Here is a 17,265-nt window from a genome sequence, read left to right on the forward strand (position 1 = left end):
CGTTAAAATCCGGCTTTAAACATACGTTTAAGTCGTTTTGGATCAGTCTCTTAGGCTACCTACTTCAGAGTCGTTTGAAGAAGGCTGTTAATCATAGGTCGGCCAGGTTACGGAAATATTTAGTGTTATTTGAGGTGCTATGAGCAAGCTGAACCCCCGTCAGCAAGAGGCGGTCCACTATATCGGTGGGCCGCTCTTGGTTCTGGCCGGTGCCGGATCGGGCAAAACCAGCGTGATTACGCGCAAGATCGCTTACCTGGTTCAGCAGTGCGGCATCGAGGCGCGCCATATCGCGGCGGTTACCTTTACCAACAAGGCCTCCCGCGAGATGAAGGAGCGTGTCGGTAACCTGATTCAGGGCAAGGCCAGCCGGGGCCTGACCGTGTCCACCTTCCATAACCTGGGCCTCAACATTATCCGCCGCGAGCACAAGGCGCTGGGGTTCAAACCCGGCTTTTCGATCTTCGACGATCAGGACAGCAAGGCGCTGCTGCGCGACCTGCTGATCCATCACGACGAAGATGCCGATCATGTACAGATGGTGCAGCACCAGATCTCGGCCTGGAAAAACGACATGGTCGAGCCGCAGCAGGCGCTGGAGCTGGCGCAGGGGCCGCACGAGATCCTGTCCGCACGCGCCTATGAAGCCTACAACCGCCATCTGCGCGCCTATAACGCCGTCGATTTCGATGACCTGATCCTGGTACCGGTGCGCCTGTTTACCGCTCAGCCCGATGTGCTGGAACGCTGGCAGAACCGCATCCGTTACCTGTTGGTGGACGAGTATCAGGATACCAACCTGTCGCAGTATCGCCTGGTGCGGCAACTGGTCGGACACCGTGCGGCACTGACCGTGGTCGGCGACGACGACCAGTCGATCTACGCCTGGCGCGGCGCCCGGCCGGAAAACCTGGCCCAGCTGCAGGAGGATTTCCCCGGACTGAAGGTGGTCAAGCTGGAGCAGAACTATCGCTCCACCAGCCGCATCCTGAAGGCTGCCAACACGCTGATCGCCAACAACCCGCACGTGTTCGACAAGACACTGTGGAGCGATATGGGCTTTGGTGATCCGATCCGGGTGATCCATACCCGCAACGAAGACGCCGAGTGCGATCGCATTGCCACCGAGATCCTCGACCGCCATCTGCGCGAGAAGATCCAGTTCCGCGACTTCGCCGTGCTCTATCGCGGTAACCACCAGTCGCGGCTGCTGGAGATGAAGCTGCAGAGCTACCAGGTGCCGTACAAGCTCAACGGTGGTACCTCCTTCTTCGCCCGTGCCGAGATCAAGGACCTGATGGGCTATCTGAAGGTGTTGGTCAATCGTGAGGACGACAACGCCTTCCTGCGCATCATCAACCTGCCCCGGCGGGAGATAGGGCCGACCACCCTGGAGAAGCTGGGCCACTACGCCAACGAGCGCCATATCAGCCTGTTCGATGCCTGTGCTGAGATCGGCCTGGAGCAGGTGCTGCCGGAGCGCGCCATCGAGCGCCTGCGCCGCTTCTGCCATATGCTCGAAAGCCTCTACCAGCGCTGTCGGCAGGGCGATCCGATCGCCGCCGTGCGTGAGTTGATCGCCGAGATCGAATACGAGGACTGGATTCGGCAGAACTGCTCCAGCGATGCCGTGGCCGACAAGCGGATCCAGAACGTCTGGTTCCTGGTCGACTCCCTGCGCTCGACCCTGGAGCGTTTGCAGGAGGATGACCCCGACGCCGGTATCGAGGAGGCGATCGCGCGGCTGATGCTGCTCGATATGCTCGACCGTCAGGAGGAGGAGGACGATTCCGACCGGGTCCAGCTGATGACCCTGCACGCCAGCAAGGGGCTGGAGTTCCCCCATGTCTATCTGATGGGGATGGAGGAGGAGCTACTGCCCCATCGCAACAGCATCGAGTCCGACACCATCGAAGAGGAGCGTCGGCTGGCCTACGTCGGTATCACCCGCGCCAAAAAAACCCTGGCCATGACGCTGGCAAAGAAGCGGCGCCAGTTCGGTGAGGAGGTGGAGTGCGCGCCGAGCAGGTTCCTCGAGGAGCTGCCGCCGGAGGATATCGAAACCGAGGGTCTGGGTCAGGCCAGCCCGGAACTCAACCGTGCGCGCGGCAAGGCGACATTGAACAGCCTGCGCGGCATGTTCGACGACCTTTGAAGCCTATCATTTGATATCTATAAACAGAAAAGGCCACCCGAGGGTGGCCTTTTCGATGTGGCGGTAGCTGAAGATCAGCCGCCGTTCACCATGTACTCGACCGCAGACTTGATCTCGTCGTCGGAGCAGTCGGCGCAGGTACCGCGCGGCGGCATGGAGTTGAAACCGTTCAGCGCGTTGCTCAGCAGCGTGTCCAAGCCCTTCTCGGCCATACGGTCGGCCATCTCGCTGGTGCCGAACTTCGGAGCACCCAGCACACCGGAACCGTGGCAGGCGGCACATTTGCCGGTGTAGATCTCTTCACCGCTGCGAGCGCCGCCAGCGGAAGCGGTTGCCGCTGCAGCCGCACCGCCACAGCTCTCGTCACCCTGGATGCAGACTTCGCCTACCGGCTTGATACGTTCGATGATCGCTTCATCAGAAGTGGCAGCCTGTACGGAGCTGGTCAGTGCCAGTCCAAGGCCCAGTGCGGCGAGTGCTTTTACAGCATTAGCAGCCAATTTGTTCACAGTCACAACCTCTTGTCAGGAAATGGGCTTGGCAGCTTGTCCTGCGCACCCCATGCGAGGCAGGCAAAACTGCACCAAAAAACTGGTCAGGGATTATACCGGCAAAAAAGCCCGTACGAAAAGGCGGACCTTAGTCTGGCGACAGGTTAAAGCTCTGTCGTTGGCAAACGGTTGAACAGTTCGCGTATCCCTCCGCCCCAGGCTTTGCGCAGCGCCAGAAACTGCTCATCCTCGGCACTGATCTGCCGGGTACGGTCCAGGCTGTAGCTGTCCTTGTCGTAGATCAGTACATCCAGCGGCAGGTCGACCGTCAGGTTGCTCTTGATCGTCGAGTCCATCGAGATCAGGCCGCAGGTCAGCGCTGTTTCCAACGGTGTATTGGGCGTGATGATGCGATCCAGGATCGGTTTGCCATATTTGAACTCGCCGATCTGGAAGAAGGGAGTCTCGGCACTGGCCTCGATAAAGTTACCCTGTGGATAGATCAGGAACAGACGCGGCTCCTCGCCACGGATCTGGCCGCCCAGCAGCAGGCTGCAGCCCAGGTCGACCCCCTGGCTCTGCTGGGGATGGGTGTCGCGATCGATGATCTCGCGCATCAGTCGGCCGATATATGCCGCCTCGTCGTACATCGACGGCAGCGTCATCAGGTTCTCTTCCGCCTCCTCAATACGCCGTTTCAACAGCTCGACGATACTCTGAGTCGTAGCGAGGTTGCCGGCGCTGAGCAGCACCAGGGCATGATCACGGCCGTTTCCGAAGGTAAATAGCTTGCGAAAGGTGGAGATATTGTCCACACCCGCGTTGGTCCGCGAATCGGCCACAAACACCAGTCCGTCGGCCAGTTTCATCGCAACACAGTAGGTCATGGCGGTCAGCCCATTAGTCAATTGCGCCTATAGTATGGCCGCGCCCTCCCGTCCGTCCAGCACCTGCGCAGAGGAAATCTAGCTTGCAAACCGCACACAGATCGGTAACATTGCGCTCCGCAAACACTTCCGATGCGCGCCCGTAGCTCAGCTGGATAGAGTAGCAGGTTCCGATCCTGTTGGTCGGGGGTTCGAATCCCTCCGGGCGCGCCATTTTTTTGTTTTTCCTACCCCTTTGATTGCCTTCTAGATACTGCTCTTTCCTAGCGCCTGATTACACTGTTGTCGTTGGCGTAGGGATTCTGCCGTGCAAGCACCAGTGCACACTTTTCCCTTTACACTACACTTAACTACCTGAAGGCGATGCAGGTTTCCTGCGAATGCTTCCATCGAACGTGTCCATCACCGAATAACAAGACGGGAGACGAAGATGAACAGGTTGATTGGTGGATTGGTGGTGTCGGGACTGCTGCTAACCTCGGCTGCGGCATTGGCTGAGGATGAGCAGGCGTTGATAGACCGTGCGCGCTCGGCGGCACCCTCCATGGTAAGTGCGGATGCAACGGTAATGTACCAGGGGAAGGTGCTGGCTGAAGGGACTAATGGGTGGACCTGTCTACCGGAGACGATGCCGGGGGATAATATACCGATCTGCAATGATGCGATGTGGATGGAGATGTTCCAGGCCGTTGGCGGCAAGGCGCCGTTTGAGGCCAAGCAGATGGGCTTCTCCTACATGCTGGGCGGGGATGGTGGGGTGAGTAATTCCGATCCCTATCACCCGGATCCCAAAAATGCGGAAGACTTTATCAAGGAGGGCCCGCACCTGATGGTTATCGTGCCCAAGTCTGCACTTGAGGGCATCACGACAGATCCACATGCCGGCGGTCCCTATGTGATGTGGAAGGATACACCCTATGCGCACATTATGATTCCGGTGGGTGAGCGAGAATAGGGAGAGAGACGCCAGTCTGGGTAACGTCACATCAGGTGATAAACAGGAAGCGGCAACGCCACCGCTTCCTGTTTATCTGCCTCCCGAACCGGCTGGTGCGATCTGGCGAACGGCTGGTAGTTAGCTCAGAGTCGACCCTCCCGTTTAAGCCGTCGGATGACCCACCTGTGGTAAAGCCAGCTGGCCAGTGGTCTAAACAGCGGCAGGCCGATGATGATGCCGAGTAACCTGTAACGGGGGATTCTCGCCAACAACACACAGTAGGCATCCAGCTCCGACAATATACGCCCATCAGGGGTGCGGATATGCAGTTCGGTCAGTGCTTTGCGCGGATCGATACCTAGATCGATCAGCTCTTGGTCCCGCCCCGTGATATCGAACCACTCCACCTGTTTCCCCGCTTCAGGATCCAGTCGCTCGTAGTTCTCCCTATCGCGCACGCAGCGGGGGCAGACACCGTCGTAATAGACAGTAATCCTGCCGTCCGGATCGGGCATGGTCAGCCTCACTCAATGCTCATAGTGACTTGATTTAAGGCTAGTCGATAGTCCCGGTACTGCGCACTGCCTAACGGTTGCCTGTTGTGAGAGCTCGGAGAACTGATCCGATCAGGTGCCTGTTTCAAGTTCAGGACAACCGGATTGCGCAGGCACTATTCACGCGCATCTTCCATACTTTCAGCTTAAGGCTGAGCTTATGGCCGTCTTTTCGCTAACGGTAACCGCCGGGAGTTGCGGTGATGTTGAGAACGTTGGAACAACTGGTCAAACCCTACTATCGGTATCGCGGTTATTACCCGGCCCGGATTCATGGTCAGGATTTTCGTCTGGACCCCTACCATACCCGCTTCTGGCGCCGGGCAGCGAGAGGCCTTTGGGAACCGGAGCTTTTCACGCTGCTCAGGCGGCATCTACAGCCGGACCGTGTGTTTTGCGATATCGGTGCGTGGATCGGGCCCAGCACAATTTATGCTGCCCGATTATGTAAACGGGTGATCTGTTTCGAACCCGATCCGGTCGCCTACCGCTATCTAAGCTGGAACATCGAACTCAATCGACTGACTAATGTTTCGCCTTTCTGTCTAGCCTTGGCGCCGCGCATGGGGATCGAAACGCTGGCGAGTTTTGGTGGCGAGCTGGGGGACAGTATGAGCAGCTTGCTGAAGATAGACGAGGCGACCGAGACGGCAACGGCTTTAACCCTTGAGTGGACACGCTTTATCGAACTTGCCAACCCCGGTCGAATCGACCTGATCAAGTTGGATATCGAGGGTGGCGAGTTCGATCTGCTGCCGACCATGGCCGATTATCTGGCGACCGAGTTGCCGGTACTCTATCTGTCGACTCATGCGCCATTTCTGGAGTCGTCAATGCGACGTTCACGGTTGCAGGCGCTGGCCGATCTGCTGGCGTTTTATCCTCACTGTTACGACCAGCATTTTAAGCCTGCCAGTATGGAGGATTTGGCTTCTGAGGATAGCGCTGAGCATTTCCGCACTTTCCTATTATCGCCCTAGGCCTCCAGTGGTGGGCCGCGAAAGTTTCCAAACGGGATACTGGCAGATCAAAAGCCCTGTTTTTCGTGCACTCGGCGTCGTTTTTGTCTACCGCGACCAGAACTTGTACTCCAGCTCCACGCCAACGGCATCATAACCGGCGGAGTCCTCACCCAGCATGCAGCTGTGGTGGGTGTACTTGGCGTTGGTGCGGAAGCGCTCGTCGCCGCTCTGGTAGATGTTGACGCGCATGCCCAGGTTCGAGGTCCAGCGATCGTCGACGCCGCCGCGCTCGCATTGGGGGCTCTGTTTCTTGACGTGGTCCAGCCCCAAATAGACGCTGGCGTCTTTGAAGAACATACCGGACTCGGCGGCGAACAGCTTGGGTACGAACGCCAGGGCAGCGCCGAATACCAGGGCCAGTACGATCCCTTTCAGAACGCCAAGGCCGGCCCCGGTTTTGAAGTAGTCGATCCACTTGCTTGGTGGAATCACGATAGCGGTGATGATAAGTACGACCGCTACGGCGGCGAGGATGAATTGTACGGAGCTGGGCAGGTTCATGTGTTCCTCCTTGAATGGGGCTGACGCAACCTAAGAGAGTATATAGAACGTCGCCGTCTAGCATCATTTGTGTTGGAGTTTCAGAACCGTGCAGCGTCGGGTTAATATCGCTCTGTTGATCGAACCGTCAAGATAACTACAAACGGACTTAATAAGATGAAAATACGCAATGCCCTGTTTAAGCCGGCGGCGGTGCTCGCTGCGCTCCTGTCGTTCACGGGGGCACCGGCACAGGCCGAAGAGAGCTATACCCTCAAGCTTGCCGAGACTTGGGGGCCCAACTCCCCGATACTGGGCGAGACGACACAGCACATGGCGGATATGGCGGAGAAGATGTCGGCAGGCCGACTGAAGATCCGTATCGACTCCTCCAATAAGCACAAGGCGCCGTTCGGCATCTTCGATATGGTGAAGTCAGGCCAGTACGATATGGGTCATACCGCGTCCTACTACTACAAGGGCAAGGTGCCTAACACCATGTATTTCACCACCGTACCGTTCAGCATGACGGTACCGGAGCAGTACGCCTGGTTCTATCACGGCGGTGGTATGGAGTTGATGCAGAAGGTATATGAGCCGCACGGCATGCTCTCCTTTCCGGGCGGCAATACCGGCAACCAGATGGGTGGCTGGTTCCGCAAGGAGATCAACTCGGTTGCTGATCTGCAGGGGCTGAAAATGCGCACCCCGGGCTTTGCCGGTGAGGTGATGTCAGAGTTGGGCGTCGCCGTTACCAACATCCCACCGGGTGAGCTCTACACCTCGCTGGAGCGAGGTACTATCGATGCGCTGGAGTGGGTCGGGCCGGCACTTGACCTGCCCATGGGCTTCCACCGCATCGCCAAATACTACTACTCCGGCTGGCAGGAACCGGCGGCCGAGGTGCAGTTCCTGGTCAACAAGAACGTCTGGGATGGTCTGCCGGACGATCTGCAGGAGATCCTGCGCGTGGCCATGCGCACGGCTGCTTACGACATGTACAGCCAGAGCACGCATATGAACAGCCTGGCCTGGGACAAGATGAAGGAGGAGTATCCGGATGTGACCCACAAGGTGTTCCCGCCCGAGGTGATCTCAGCGCTACGCGAAACCACTGCTCGACTGTTGAAAGAGCAGGCGGCACAGGATCCACTGGCGGCCGAGATCATCGACAGTCAGCAGGGCTATCTGAAGCAGGTTCGCAAGTGGACCAATATCTCCGACAAGGCTTATCTGGACAGCCTGTCTATCGTGGAGTGATGCACCGCCCCGCGTCTTAGTAATAAACCCCTCTTTTTCTCGGAGGGGTTTTTCTTGTCGATGGCTATCCGACATCTGTATCAATGTAACCATGAAAAAAAAATGGTAATAAATATGCCCAGTACGCGAGAGATTCGTGTGCCGGTTCGCGATGGCGTATTGGGATCCTACACCGAGAGGTAGATGGCTGTGAGCTACCAGTCTAAAAGCGATAAGCTGGAATACAGAGAAGCGCGTCGTCGCGCTCGGCTGAACCCGTTGCTCGCGCTTCTGATCGTCTGCCCCGTGTGTGTTTCCGCCGCTGCCGAGGAGGATGTCGACCTATCGGCGATGTCGCTGAAAGAGTTGATGTCGCTGGAGGTATTCACGTCGGCCTCGCTGTTGCCGACTCAGATCAGCCGGGCGCCGGGCACCGTTTATACCTTTAATCGCAGCGATTTCGCCCGTTTCGGCGTGCGCCGGCTGGATGATCTGTTGAGCTTCGTGCCCGGGTTGCAGTTGAACCAGTACCGCAAACGGCATCGATCGATCTGGTCGCGAGGTATGCTCGATCGGTACAACGATAAGATGGTGTTGATGGTCGATGGCGTGCGGATACGCCACCTCTACTACGGCCATTTCTCGCTAGGCGACAACCTGCCGCTGGAAGCGATCGAGAAGGTAGAGGTTATTCTTGGCCCCGCATCGAGTCTTTATGGTGCCAACGCCCTGAGCGGCATCATCTCGATCACGACGCGTGATTTCAGTGTCGAAGAGAGCCTGGGCGCAACCCTGGAAACCGCCAGTAACGACCGCGGCAAGGGTACACTGCTGTATAACAGCGATCGTTTTCAAGCATTCGGCAGTTACCTGCAGCAGGATGCCCCCTTCCGTGACCAGCGCAAGAGCTTCATTGGTGGCGATACGGTTCAGCCGCTGGGGGAGGAGTTCGCCAACCTGATGATCAAGGGGTCGCCTATCGACGGACTGACGCTGTCGATGAACTATGCCCTGGAGGAGACCCCCTTCCTGTTCATACCCGATACCCAGGATGCCTATGTCGATTCCGAATCGCTGGTGTTGTCGGCGAACTATGAGCAGGGCAGCGTCGAAACCGGCCGTATAGAAAGCACCTTTTACTACCATCTGGACAATGCACGCGAATACGAGATAGAGAATCAAGGCGATACTCTCGGCTATGAGGAGTATCAGGACGCCTGGATGGCGGGTGGCAAGGTGACCGGATTCAAGCGCCTGGACCAGCATGTGCTGGCGGCAGGAATCAGCTGGGAGCATGAGTCGGCAGAAGACACCCGTTATCAGCGCAACTACCACTTCTCGGCAGGCTATCTGACGCCGCCGGAGACCGGCGATCTATTGTCGAGCCCGGGTATATCCAACGACGACTATGCGTTTTATCTGCAGGATGTCTGGAGTATTACCGCTGACCTGGATCTGACCCTCGGTGTGCGGTTTGACAGGTTCGAACGGTTCGGTGAACACTGGAACCAGCGCGCGGCGCTGGTATACACCCCGGAAAGCTCGCAGACCTGGAAGCTGCAGTATGGCACCGCGATCAGGACGCCGACCCTGCGTGAGTATCTCAAGGTGCTTGAGGGTACCAGTTTCATACCGCCGCCGCTGGCGCCGGAGGAGATCGAGCAGCTCGAACTTGGCTATCTCTACCAGTGGGATAACGCCAACCTGAGCCTCAACCTGTACCGCAGCGAGCTGACCAACTTCATCGTCGAGATGCCGACACCGGATGACGCAGATGAATACTTCGCCAACTCGGATGTGAAGGTGCAGCTCAACGGCATGGAAGCGCTACTTAATGCGAAACCGTCGGAACAGCTCAATCTGCGGGCGGGGTTGGCCTACCTTGAGCCCGCCGATGGCGATCAGGCAATACCCTATGTCTCCAGCTGGACCGGCAGTCTGCAGCTGGACTATCGCTTTCGACCCTCGCACACGCTGGGCTTTTCGCTGGTTTACAATCAGGCACGGGATGACGGGAACAGCTTCAGCGAGGACGATGAGGGCAGTTTTTATATCGCCAACCTATACGGTTTTGGCCGTCTGGCGCCGGACTGGTCCTATGCCTACGGCATCGACAACCTGTTTGACCGGCGGGTGTATGATCCGGCTGCCGACTTTGGCAATAAGTACAGTAACGAGCGTAGTGAGCGTGAAATCTGGTTGCGACTGATGTGGGATATGACGCTTTGATCCGATTTTGCGCAACTCGTTATACCAAGACGTTGTGCAGCCGGCCCTTCAAGCTGACTGCACTGTCGAGGTTATGCCTGATCGGTCTGCTGTTCTCGTCAGTGGCGCTAGCGAATCCGAATGATGAGCGGGTGAGTCGGGTAAAAGCGGCATTTATTCTGAACATAGCCAAATTCGTCAGTTGGCCAGCCGAAACTCTGTCGGTACCGACCGATGCTTTCACCTTGTGTTACTACCGCGAGGACTCACTGGGTGCTGGTATTGAGATGATTCTGAACAAAAGCGTGCTTGGGCTTCCCATGAGGGACAGGCTTATCGAAAACCTGCCCGAGAGTGACGGGTGCAGAGTGTTGATGATACCTGCCGATCAGCTAACACAATTTATGACTGAGATAGAGTCAGTGTCTGAAAGGAAGTCGGTACTTACTATCGCTGATCTGACCATGGAAGAGGGCAAGGGTGTTGCGTATTCCGGGGTGATCATGAATCTCGTCAGGCGTGGTAGCAGTATCGGATTCGAAATCGATACCAATGAATTGAAAGCACGTCATCTCTCCATGAGTTCAGAACTGCTCAAACTGGCCCATATTATCGATGCTCCAGGGAGGGGCAAATGATCCTGGGGCGCCGCTCGCTGCGGCGCAAATTGACCGTGGTGCTGATTCTGGTCAGCACCACAGTGCTGGCGCTGGTGAGCCTGGGATTCGCCGTCAACGACTGGAACAATATGCGCTCGACGGTGTTCGATCGAATGGGGGCACAGGCAGCGATTATTGGCGGCAATAGTGTTTCCGCTCTGCTGTTCAACGACACGGAGTCGGCTGAGCGTACCCTGTCGACGCTTGAAAACGACCGAGAGATTGTCGCATCGATGCTGTTTGACGCGCAGGGCAGCCTGTTCGCCAGCCATATAAGCCAGGGACAGGAGGTGAGTCTGGAGCAGCCGCCCGAGGATCGGGGCGAGTTTCGCGGTTTTCTCTATGTAAATAAGTCGGTCGTGTTCGACGGCGAACGGCTGGGCCGGGTGGTGTTGTTGTTTGAGCCGAAACAGTGGGATGCGTTGCAACGGGAGCGTCTGAGCATCGTGTCGGTACTCTTCCTGGTGTCGGTTCTGGTGGCGGTGGGGCTGGCCAGTCTGTCGCAACGTTTTGTCACCGCGCCGATCCTGCAGTTGGCGAAAACAGCCAGGGGTATCACGCGCACGCGTAACTACCGGCTGAGGGCGCAGTGCTCTACATCGGACGAGATCGGTGACCTGGCCGAAGATTTCAACGCCATGCTGGACGAGATCGAGCAGCGGGAGAGGGAGTTGCAGCAGGCGCAGTCCGAACTCGAGGCAAAGGTCAGTGAGCGCACCAACGAGCTGCTTGAGTTGACCCGGCAGTTTGAACACCAGGCGTTTCACGATGCGCTGACCGGTTTGCCCAACCGAGTGACGTTCGATCGCGATCTGGAGCGCAGTATCGCGATTGCCCGACGTACAGGGCATCAGCTCGCAGTCATGTTCCTCGATCTTGATCGTTTCAAGGCGATTAACGACACCCTGGGCCATGCGATCGGCGATCGTCTGCTGGTGCAGCTGGCCAAGCGGTTGAGTGGGCAGCTGCGTGAAACCGATACCCTGGCACGACTGGGCGGCGATGAGTTTGCCGTTCTGCTGGTCGAGACCACGCCGGATGCGGCGGCCGAGGTGGCCGGGAAACTGATCCAGGCGATCAATCAGCCGGTGGAGATCGACAGTTACAGTTTGCGCGTGACTACCAGCCTGGGGATCAGTGTTTTTCCAGACGATACCGAGCATGCGGGTACGTTGCTGAAAAATGCCGATACCGCGATGTACTTCTCCAAGGATGTTGGCCGTAACCGGTTCAGCTTCTATGCCAAGGAGATGAATGCCCGCTCAGAGCGTCGATTGATGCTCGAGGGCAAGTTGCGCAGCGTCGTGGCCGAGCAGCGATTGCAGGTGCATTACCAGCCTAAGTATGACGCCATGACCGGGCATATCGCCGGTGTAGAAGCACTGGCGCGCTGGTTTGACGACGATGAAGGCTATATCTCCCCGGAGGAGTTTATTCCCCTGGCCGAAGATTGTGGGCTGGTCGGTGAGATCGATGAGTTTGTTACCTGGCGTGCTTGCCGAGACCTCATGTCGCTGAAAGCGGAGGCAGACCTGACGTTGACGTTGGCGGTGAATTTCTCACCGGCGCATTTCATCCATCGAGGCTTACACGAACGGATCGAATCAACGCTGAGCAGTACCGGCTTTCCCGGCGAGCTGCTCGAGGTGGAGGTAACCGAGGCGGTGGTGGCGTCGGAGGAAGCACACCTGCACGAGTATCTGAACCAGATCCGCGGCCTCGGCGTGCGTCTGGCGATCGATGATTTTGGTATTGCCTACTCCTCTCTCAGCCGACTTAAACAACTGCCGATCAATACCCTCAAGATCGACCGCTCGTTCATTCGCGATATCGGTGACGACAGCGATGATGAGGTGATCGTGCGCACGATCATCGATATGGCCCATAACCTGAATCTCAAGGTGGTCGCTGAGGGGGTGGAGACCCACGCGCAGTTGGAGTTTATACGCCGTCATGGCTGCGATCAGGTGCAGGGCTACCTGTTCAGTAAGCCGATGCCGATCGACCAGCTGAAGGTTGTGCTCAATAAGGAGAACGAGGTTCGGATGTAAAAAACCGCAGCGTCGGCTGCGGTTTCGCGTGCGGAGCTTGTATACAGCGTACTTAGAAGCGGTAGGCAAGGCCCACGGAGAGGGTATCGATGTCCAGATCCTCACCGAGCATGTCCAGCATGTAGCGGTTCCATTGCGCGTTGACCGATACATTGTCATTGAACGCGTAGCTGGCGCCCAGGCCAAGGTAGGGGTCTGTGCCGTCATCGAGTTCACCCGAGCCGCTGGTGAAGGTGTCGCCATCGATAGTGATAGTACCCGAGAAAGAGGCATCGGATTGCCAGTGCAGCATACCCGCGCGGGCGAACAGGTCGATGGAGTCGGAGACCGGCAGATCACCGCGCACGCCGAAAAAGACACCGGTGGCGTCGATGGCGAATTTGCCATCGATAGAGAAGCTGCTGCCGAAAACAGTGCCGCTGATCGGCGCGTTGGTTGAGATAGTGCTCTCGCCCAGATCGACGTAACCCAGTTCGGCGGAGAAGTAGTCATTGAAGCTGTAGCCGACGCCGATGCCGTACATGGTATCGGTTTCATCGACTGAGAAGCCTGGCGCACTGCCGAGATCGAAGTCAGACTGACCCAGGTCGCCGAAGACGTAGACGCCTTGGGCCGAAGTGGCGGTCGCGAAGGTGGCAGAAGTGGCGGCAAGCGCCAGAATGGCAAGGGCCTGTTTCATCCTTTGAATCCTCATAAGAAAACACTGTCCAGTAGTTGAGCCGGCTGCAGGGATCAGCCATCAACCCCGCGGAGTGTACCAGTATTCAATTCGGACAAATCTAGGAAAAATTCCTAATTGTCTGGATGTTTTCGGGATTGCCTGACCTCCATCAAGTGGCACTCAGATTCGGCGTTCGCACCGGATCCGGCGAGGCGCCGACTCCGGTGACCAGGATCGGCCGCTGCTGTCAGCGGTCTCCATCGATCAGACGACCCAGGCCTCCAAGTACCGAGCCTTCGCCCTTGTCGCTGCCACCCGAACTCGGTGCGCTGGCGATGATCCTGTCGGCCATGCGTGAGAACGGCAGACTCTGCAGCCAGACGGTACCGGTGCCGCGCAGGGTGGCCAGGAACAGCCCCTCACCGCCGAAGACCATCGACTTCAGGTTGCCGGCGCGCTGAATGTCGTAATCGATCCCCGCGGTAAAGCCGACCAGGCAACCGGTGTCGACGCGTAGCGTCTCGCCGTTGAGCTTCTTCGGTACCACGGTGCCACCCGCCTGGATAAAGGCCATGCCGTCCCCCTCCAGCGTCTGCAGGATAAAGCCCTCGCCGCCGAACAGGCCGGAACCGATACGGCGGTTGAAGGCGATACTGACCTTGGTGCCCAGCGCGGCGCAGAGGAAAGCATCTTTCTGGCAGGTGATCTTCTGCCCCAGCTCGGCCATATTGAGCGGCACGATATTGCCCGGATAGGGCGCGGCGAAGGCGACGCGGCGCTTGCTTGAGCCGCGGTTGGTGAAGTGGGTGGTGAAGATAGACTCGCCGGTGAACATCCGCTTGCCGGCGGAGAACAGCTTGCCCATGATCCCCTCATCGGGGTTTGAGCCATCGCCCATCTTGGTCTCGAAGTCGATATCCTGCTCCATGTAGGTCATCGCCCCGGCTTCGGCGATCACCGTTTCGCCCGGGTCGAGCTCCACCTCGACCAGCTGCATTTCGGCGCCGATGATCTGGTAATCTACTTCATGGCAACGCATCGTGAGTCTCCTGTTTCCGTACAGTTTTCCAGTTGAGGAAGGTGTGGTGTTGAAGATGTGAGTGCCATTCTAGCTGGAAGGTTCGGTTGACGGGATGTTTCTCAACCCTTACCCTCGCAGCAGGAACAGGAGGTTCCGTCGGCGAATTACAGGGATAGTTATTCGTCATCTCTCTTCCTGGAGCAGCCAGCCTTCTGTTCCGCCCTACATCTCCTGCCTACATGGTGAGGGGCTGATCAGATCACCCAGTTTGCACTATCCGGACGGCTATGACTGTTGGCAAAGGTCAACAGTGAAGCTGGGTCGCTGGGTTTGGCGAACAGGTAACCCTGCAGGTAAGGGCAGCCCATTTCGGCCAGGATGCTGGCCTGGCCCTCGGTTTCCACACCCTCGGCGATCACTTTCAGCTCCAGGCTGCGGGACATGGCGAGGATGGCCCGGATCAGTTCGCGATCGCTGCTGTCCTCCTCCATATCACGGACGAAGCTGCGGTCAACCTTGACCGTGTCGACCGGGAAACGCTTCAGGTAACTAAGACTCGAATAGCCGGTGCCGAAGTCATCGATCGAGATGCCCAGCCCCAGTGCCTTGATCTGTTCGAGCATGCCGAGCATCCGTTCCGAGTCGGTCATCAGCGTGGACTCGGTGATCTCCAGCTCGAGCTGGTGGCCGCTGACATCGTAGCGCTCAAGCAGGTTGGCCAGCTTGGCGGCGAACTCCTTCTCCCTGAGCTGAACAGTCGAGGCGTTGACGGCGATCCGCACCCCCTCCAGTGCCGTGCCGCGCCAGCGCTGCAGCTGTCGGCAGGCCTGTTCCAGCAACTGCTCGCCCAGCGGCACGATCAGCCCGCTCTCCTCCGCCACCGGGATGAACAGGTCGGGCCGCACCAGTCCCTCTTCGCCCCTGTCCCAGCGGACCAGTGCCTCGACGGAGCTGATCCGGTGCGTGCCGGCTTCGACAACCGGCTGATAGTGCAGTACGAACTCGCCATTGGGGATGGCGCGGCGCATGTCGTTTTCCAGCTTCAGGCGGGCGATGGCGGCGTCGTCGGCGCTGGGCGAGAACAGATGGAAACCGTTGCGACCATCCCGTTTGGCTCGGTACATCGCGGCATCGGCATGTTTCATCAGCGTCGACGGGTCCCTGCCGTCCTCGGGGTAGAGCGCTATGCCGAGGCTGGCGGTGATCATCAACTCGGTTTCCTGCAGCATGTAGGGCTGGTTCAGCGCGTCGATCAACTTGCTGGCCAGTTCGCCCGCCGCTTCGGCGGAGGCGATGTCATCGAGCAGCATGACGAATTCATCGCCGCCAAGACGGGCGATGGTATCGCTGCGGTTCAGTGTGTCGGTCAAACGCCGGGCCACCAGTTTCAGCAGCTCGTCACCGGCGGCGTGGCCGAGGGAGTCGTTGATCTTCTTGAAATGGTCCAGATCCATGAACATCACCGCGAAGCGTTGCGAGTGGCGCTCGCCCTGTTGGCAGGCGTGCAGCAGGCGGTCCTGGTACAGGATACGGTTGGGCAGGTCGGTCAGATCGTCATGATGGGCCAGGCGGAGCATCTTGCGCGCCAACTGCCGCGTCTCGGTAATATCCGTCATCACCATGACGCTGCCGATCAGCGTATGATCAGCGGTTCTGATCGGCGACACACTTTCACGGATGCCGTATTCGCGGCCATCACGACTGCGCAGGACCAGGTTGTCGAGCACGTCATTGTGCTCGCGCTCCAGCTGGCTGCGGATAATGGTATCGGCCCGTAGCCTGCCGTTGCGCTGGTCAGACACCCTGACCACGTCATCAAAAGCACGGCCCTGTGCCTGCTCCAGAGGCCATCCGAGCATCTTCTCCGCAACAGGGTTGAGATAGGTGATCCGGGCCTGCGGATCGGTGGTGATGACGCCGTCGGCGATCGAGTGCAGGGTCACTTCGGCGCGCTCTTTCTCCTCGCTCAGCGCTTCGGCGGTAAGCAGCAGGCGCTCCAAAGAGGCAGCCAACAGCACCGGTGGCAACAGGGTCAGCACCAGCGGCAGGTAGATCAGCATGTCCTGCAGTTCGCGCGGCATTTCTGCCCATTCCCCGGTGTTGTTGCCCAAGCGTACGGCGACCAGCACTGAGCAGATCGGCAGTGCCAGAGCGACGGCGGGGAAGCGGCCGATGATCGCGGTTATCGCCAGTGCTGCGGTGACATAGATAAACGGGTGGGGGACGTAAGCGGGGGCCCAGGAGGCGACCGCCAGCGTAATGGCGACCGCGAGCAGGCTATGCGGTTGAAAGATCAACGAGGTCAAGGCTGTGCGGCCCCGAGCCAGGCAGAGCAGACCGACCGGAAGTACGGCGACGCCACCGATGGCGCTGCTACCGAACCAGCTGCTCCAGCTGCTGCCGAGATCGCTGCCATTGATCGAATAGAAAATCAGTGCGGATAGCGCGGCGGCGATCGCCGACGGCACCAGGCTGCCCAGCAGCAGAGCCCGCAGCATGCCTTCGGCGCGGGTGATGCTTTCGCCCAGCGCACAGAATCGTTTCAACAGCAGGCCACCGGTCAGAACCTCGACCAGATTGCCGGCAACATAGAGCGGCACACGGCTCAGACTGCCTCCGGCCATCAGGCCGGCGCTCAGATTGGCCAGCGCCAACGCGAACAGATGCAGTGGCCATTCGCGGATCGGACGTGTCAGCAACAGACATATAGCAACCGCATTGGGATACCAGATGGTAGCGATCGTGCCGTCGGGGTAGGGCAGGTGCATCGTTGCGAAGGCGATGATGAAGTAGATCAGGGCACCGATGATGATCGATCCGATAGCAGGCGCGCGCTTTGTGGTTTGCGTTGTTTGGGGTGTGCCGGACTTGTCCAGAGTAATCATCGATGTCTTAGGGTT

General features: G+C 58.4%; 14 protein-coding genes and 1 tRNA gene. 8 read left to right on the forward strand and 7 right to left on the reverse strand.

The window, feature by feature from the left end:
- Positions 1-139: 139 nt before the first annotated feature.
- On the forward strand, positions 140-2,155 hold the full coding sequence (gene rep, locus IEX40_RS19800; RefSeq protein WP_188751536.1) for a DNA helicase Rep: 2,016 nt from the start codon (positions 140-142) through the stop codon (positions 2,153-2,155).
- 74 nt (positions 2,156-2,229) lie between these two features.
- Here rep and IEX40_RS19805 read toward each other — a convergent pair whose 3' ends face one another.
- Entirely contained in the window at positions 2,230-2,664 is a 435-nt protein-coding gene (locus IEX40_RS19805; RefSeq protein WP_188751537.1) for a c-type cytochrome, read from the reverse strand.
- Positions 2,665-2,810: 146 nt separating this feature from the next.
- Entirely contained in the window at positions 2,811-3,533 is a 723-nt protein-coding gene (locus IEX40_RS19810; RefSeq protein WP_188751539.1) for a proteasome-type protease, read from the reverse strand.
- A 136-nt stretch (positions 3,534-3,669) separates the two neighbouring features.
- On the opposite strand from IEX40_RS19810, the gene IEX40_RS19815 reads away from it, so the two are divergent.
- Both IEX40_RS19815 and IEX40_RS19820 read left to right on the forward strand, forming a co-directional pair.
- A tRNA-Arg gene (locus IEX40_RS19815) sits at positions 3,670-3,746 on the forward strand.
- 217 nt (positions 3,747-3,963) lie between these two features.
- The gene (locus tag IEX40_RS19820; protein ID WP_188751540.1) at positions 3,964-4,488 is read left to right on the forward strand and encodes a hypothetical protein; all 525 of its coding nucleotides are present in this window, start codon (positions 3,964-3,966) and stop codon (positions 4,486-4,488) included.
- Positions 4,489-4,613: 125 nt separating this feature from the next.
- Here IEX40_RS19820 and IEX40_RS19825 read toward each other — a convergent pair whose 3' ends face one another.
- Positions 4,614-4,985, reverse strand: coding sequence for a thiol-disulfide oxidoreductase DCC family protein (locus IEX40_RS19825; protein WP_188751543.1), 372 nt, complete (start codon positions 4,983-4,985; stop codon positions 4,614-4,616).
- 242 nt (positions 4,986-5,227) lie between these two features.
- Between IEX40_RS19825 and IEX40_RS19830 the strand changes: the two genes are divergently transcribed.
- Positions 5,228-6,004, forward strand: a complete 777-nt coding sequence (locus IEX40_RS19830) for an FkbM family methyltransferase (protein ID WP_188751546.1) — start codon at positions 5,228-5,230, stop codon at positions 6,002-6,004.
- Between the two features lie 87 nt (positions 6,005-6,091).
- On the opposite strand, the gene IEX40_RS19835 is transcribed toward IEX40_RS19830, so the two are convergent.
- Entirely contained in the window at positions 6,092-6,547 is a 456-nt protein-coding gene (locus tag IEX40_RS19835) for a hypothetical protein (RefSeq protein ID WP_188751548.1), read from the reverse strand.
- Positions 6,548-6,703: 156 nt separating this feature from the next.
- Here IEX40_RS19835 and IEX40_RS19840 point away from each other — a divergent pair, with 156 nt between their 5' ends.
- The 4 genes from IEX40_RS19840 to IEX40_RS19855 all read left to right on the forward strand — a co-directional run bounded on the left by IEX40_RS19840 (position 6,704) and on the right by IEX40_RS19855 (position 12,683).
- Complete coding sequence (locus IEX40_RS19840) at positions 6,704-7,786, forward strand: TRAP transporter substrate-binding protein (protein ID WP_188751550.1); 1,083 nt, start codon at positions 6,704-6,706, stop codon at positions 7,784-7,786.
- Between the two features lie 183 nt (positions 7,787-7,969).
- A complete protein-coding gene (locus IEX40_RS19845) occupies positions 7,970-9,994 on the forward strand; it encodes a TonB-dependent receptor plug domain-containing protein (protein ID WP_188751552.1) in 2,025 nt (674 codons plus the stop codon).
- A gap of 131 nt (positions 9,995-10,125) precedes the next feature.
- On the forward strand, positions 10,126-10,611 hold the full coding sequence (locus tag IEX40_RS19850; RefSeq protein ID WP_188751554.1) for a YfiR family protein: 486 nt from the start codon (positions 10,126-10,128) through the stop codon (positions 10,609-10,611).
- Complete coding sequence (locus IEX40_RS19855) at positions 10,608-12,683, forward strand: putative bifunctional diguanylate cyclase/phosphodiesterase (protein WP_188751557.1); 2,076 nt, start codon at positions 10,608-10,610, stop codon at positions 12,681-12,683. The genes IEX40_RS19850 and IEX40_RS19855 overlap by 4 nt, the downstream gene beginning before the upstream one ends.
- Positions 12,684-12,735: 52 nt before the next feature.
- Here the strand turns inward: IEX40_RS19855 and IEX40_RS19860 are convergent, their stop codons facing one another.
- The 3 genes from IEX40_RS19860 to IEX40_RS19870 form a co-directional block, all read right to left on the reverse strand.
- The gene (locus IEX40_RS19860) at positions 12,736-13,362 is read right to left on the reverse strand and encodes an outer membrane beta-barrel protein (protein WP_188751559.1); all 627 of its coding nucleotides are present in this window, start codon (positions 13,360-13,362) and stop codon (positions 12,736-12,738) included.
- A 229-nt stretch (positions 13,363-13,591) separates the two neighbouring features.
- Positions 13,592-14,383, reverse strand: coding sequence for a TIGR00266 family protein (locus tag IEX40_RS19865; protein WP_188751560.1), 792 nt, complete (start codon positions 14,381-14,383; stop codon positions 13,592-13,594).
- A 236-nt stretch (positions 14,384-14,619) separates the two neighbouring features.
- Complete coding sequence (locus IEX40_RS19870) at positions 14,620-17,250, reverse strand: bifunctional diguanylate cyclase/phosphodiesterase (RefSeq protein ID WP_188751562.1); 2,631 nt, start codon at positions 17,248-17,250, stop codon at positions 14,620-14,622.
- Between the last annotated feature and the right edge of the window lie 15 nt (positions 17,251-17,265).

Source organism: Marinobacterium zhoushanense, from assembly GCF_014641945.1.
Classification (GTDB): domain Bacteria; phylum Pseudomonadota; class Gammaproteobacteria; order Pseudomonadales; family Balneatricaceae; genus Marinobacterium_D; species Marinobacterium_D zhoushanense.

What these genes read in the sequence shown, in the direction of transcription:
- rep (WP_188751536.1), top strand. Translation starts at nt 140, where the DNA reads ATGAGCAAGCTGAACCCCCGTCAGCAAGAGGCGGTCCACTATATCGGT.
- IEX40_RS19810 (WP_188751539.1), bottom strand. Translation starts at nt 3,533, where the DNA reads ATGACCTACTGTGTTGCGATGAAACTGGCCGACGGACTGGTGTTTGTG.
- IEX40_RS19820 (WP_188751540.1), top strand. Translation starts at nt 3,964, where the DNA reads ATGAACAGGTTGATTGGTGGATTGGTGGTGTCGGGACTGCTGCTAACC.
- IEX40_RS19825 (WP_188751543.1), bottom strand. Translation starts at nt 4,985, where the DNA reads ATGCCCGATCCGGACGGCAGGATTACTGTCTATTACGACGGTGTCTGC.
- IEX40_RS19830 (WP_188751546.1), top strand. Translation starts at nt 5,228, where the DNA reads ATGTTGAGAACGTTGGAACAACTGGTCAAACCCTACTATCGGTATCGC.
- IEX40_RS19835 (WP_188751548.1), bottom strand. Translation starts at nt 6,547, where the DNA reads ATGAACCTGCCCAGCTCCGTACAATTCATCCTCGCCGCCGTAGCGGTC.
- IEX40_RS19840 (WP_188751550.1), top strand. Translation starts at nt 6,704, where the DNA reads ATGAAAATACGCAATGCCCTGTTTAAGCCGGCGGCGGTGCTCGCTGCG.
- IEX40_RS19845 (WP_188751552.1), top strand. Translation starts at nt 7,970, where the DNA reads ATGGCTGTGAGCTACCAGTCTAAAAGCGATAAGCTGGAATACAGAGAA.
- IEX40_RS19855 (WP_188751557.1), top strand. Translation starts at nt 10,608, where the DNA reads ATGATCCTGGGGCGCCGCTCGCTGCGGCGCAAATTGACCGTGGTGCTG.
- IEX40_RS19860 (WP_188751559.1), bottom strand. Translation starts at nt 13,362, where the DNA reads ATGAAACAGGCCCTTGCCATTCTGGCGCTTGCCGCCACTTCTGCCACC.
- IEX40_RS19865 (WP_188751560.1), bottom strand. Translation starts at nt 14,383, where the DNA reads ATGCGTTGCCATGAAGTAGATTACCAGATCATCGGCGCCGAAATGCAG.
- IEX40_RS19870 (WP_188751562.1), bottom strand. Translation starts at nt 17,250, where the DNA reads ATGATTACTCTGGACAAGTCCGGCACACCCCAAACAACGCAAACCACA.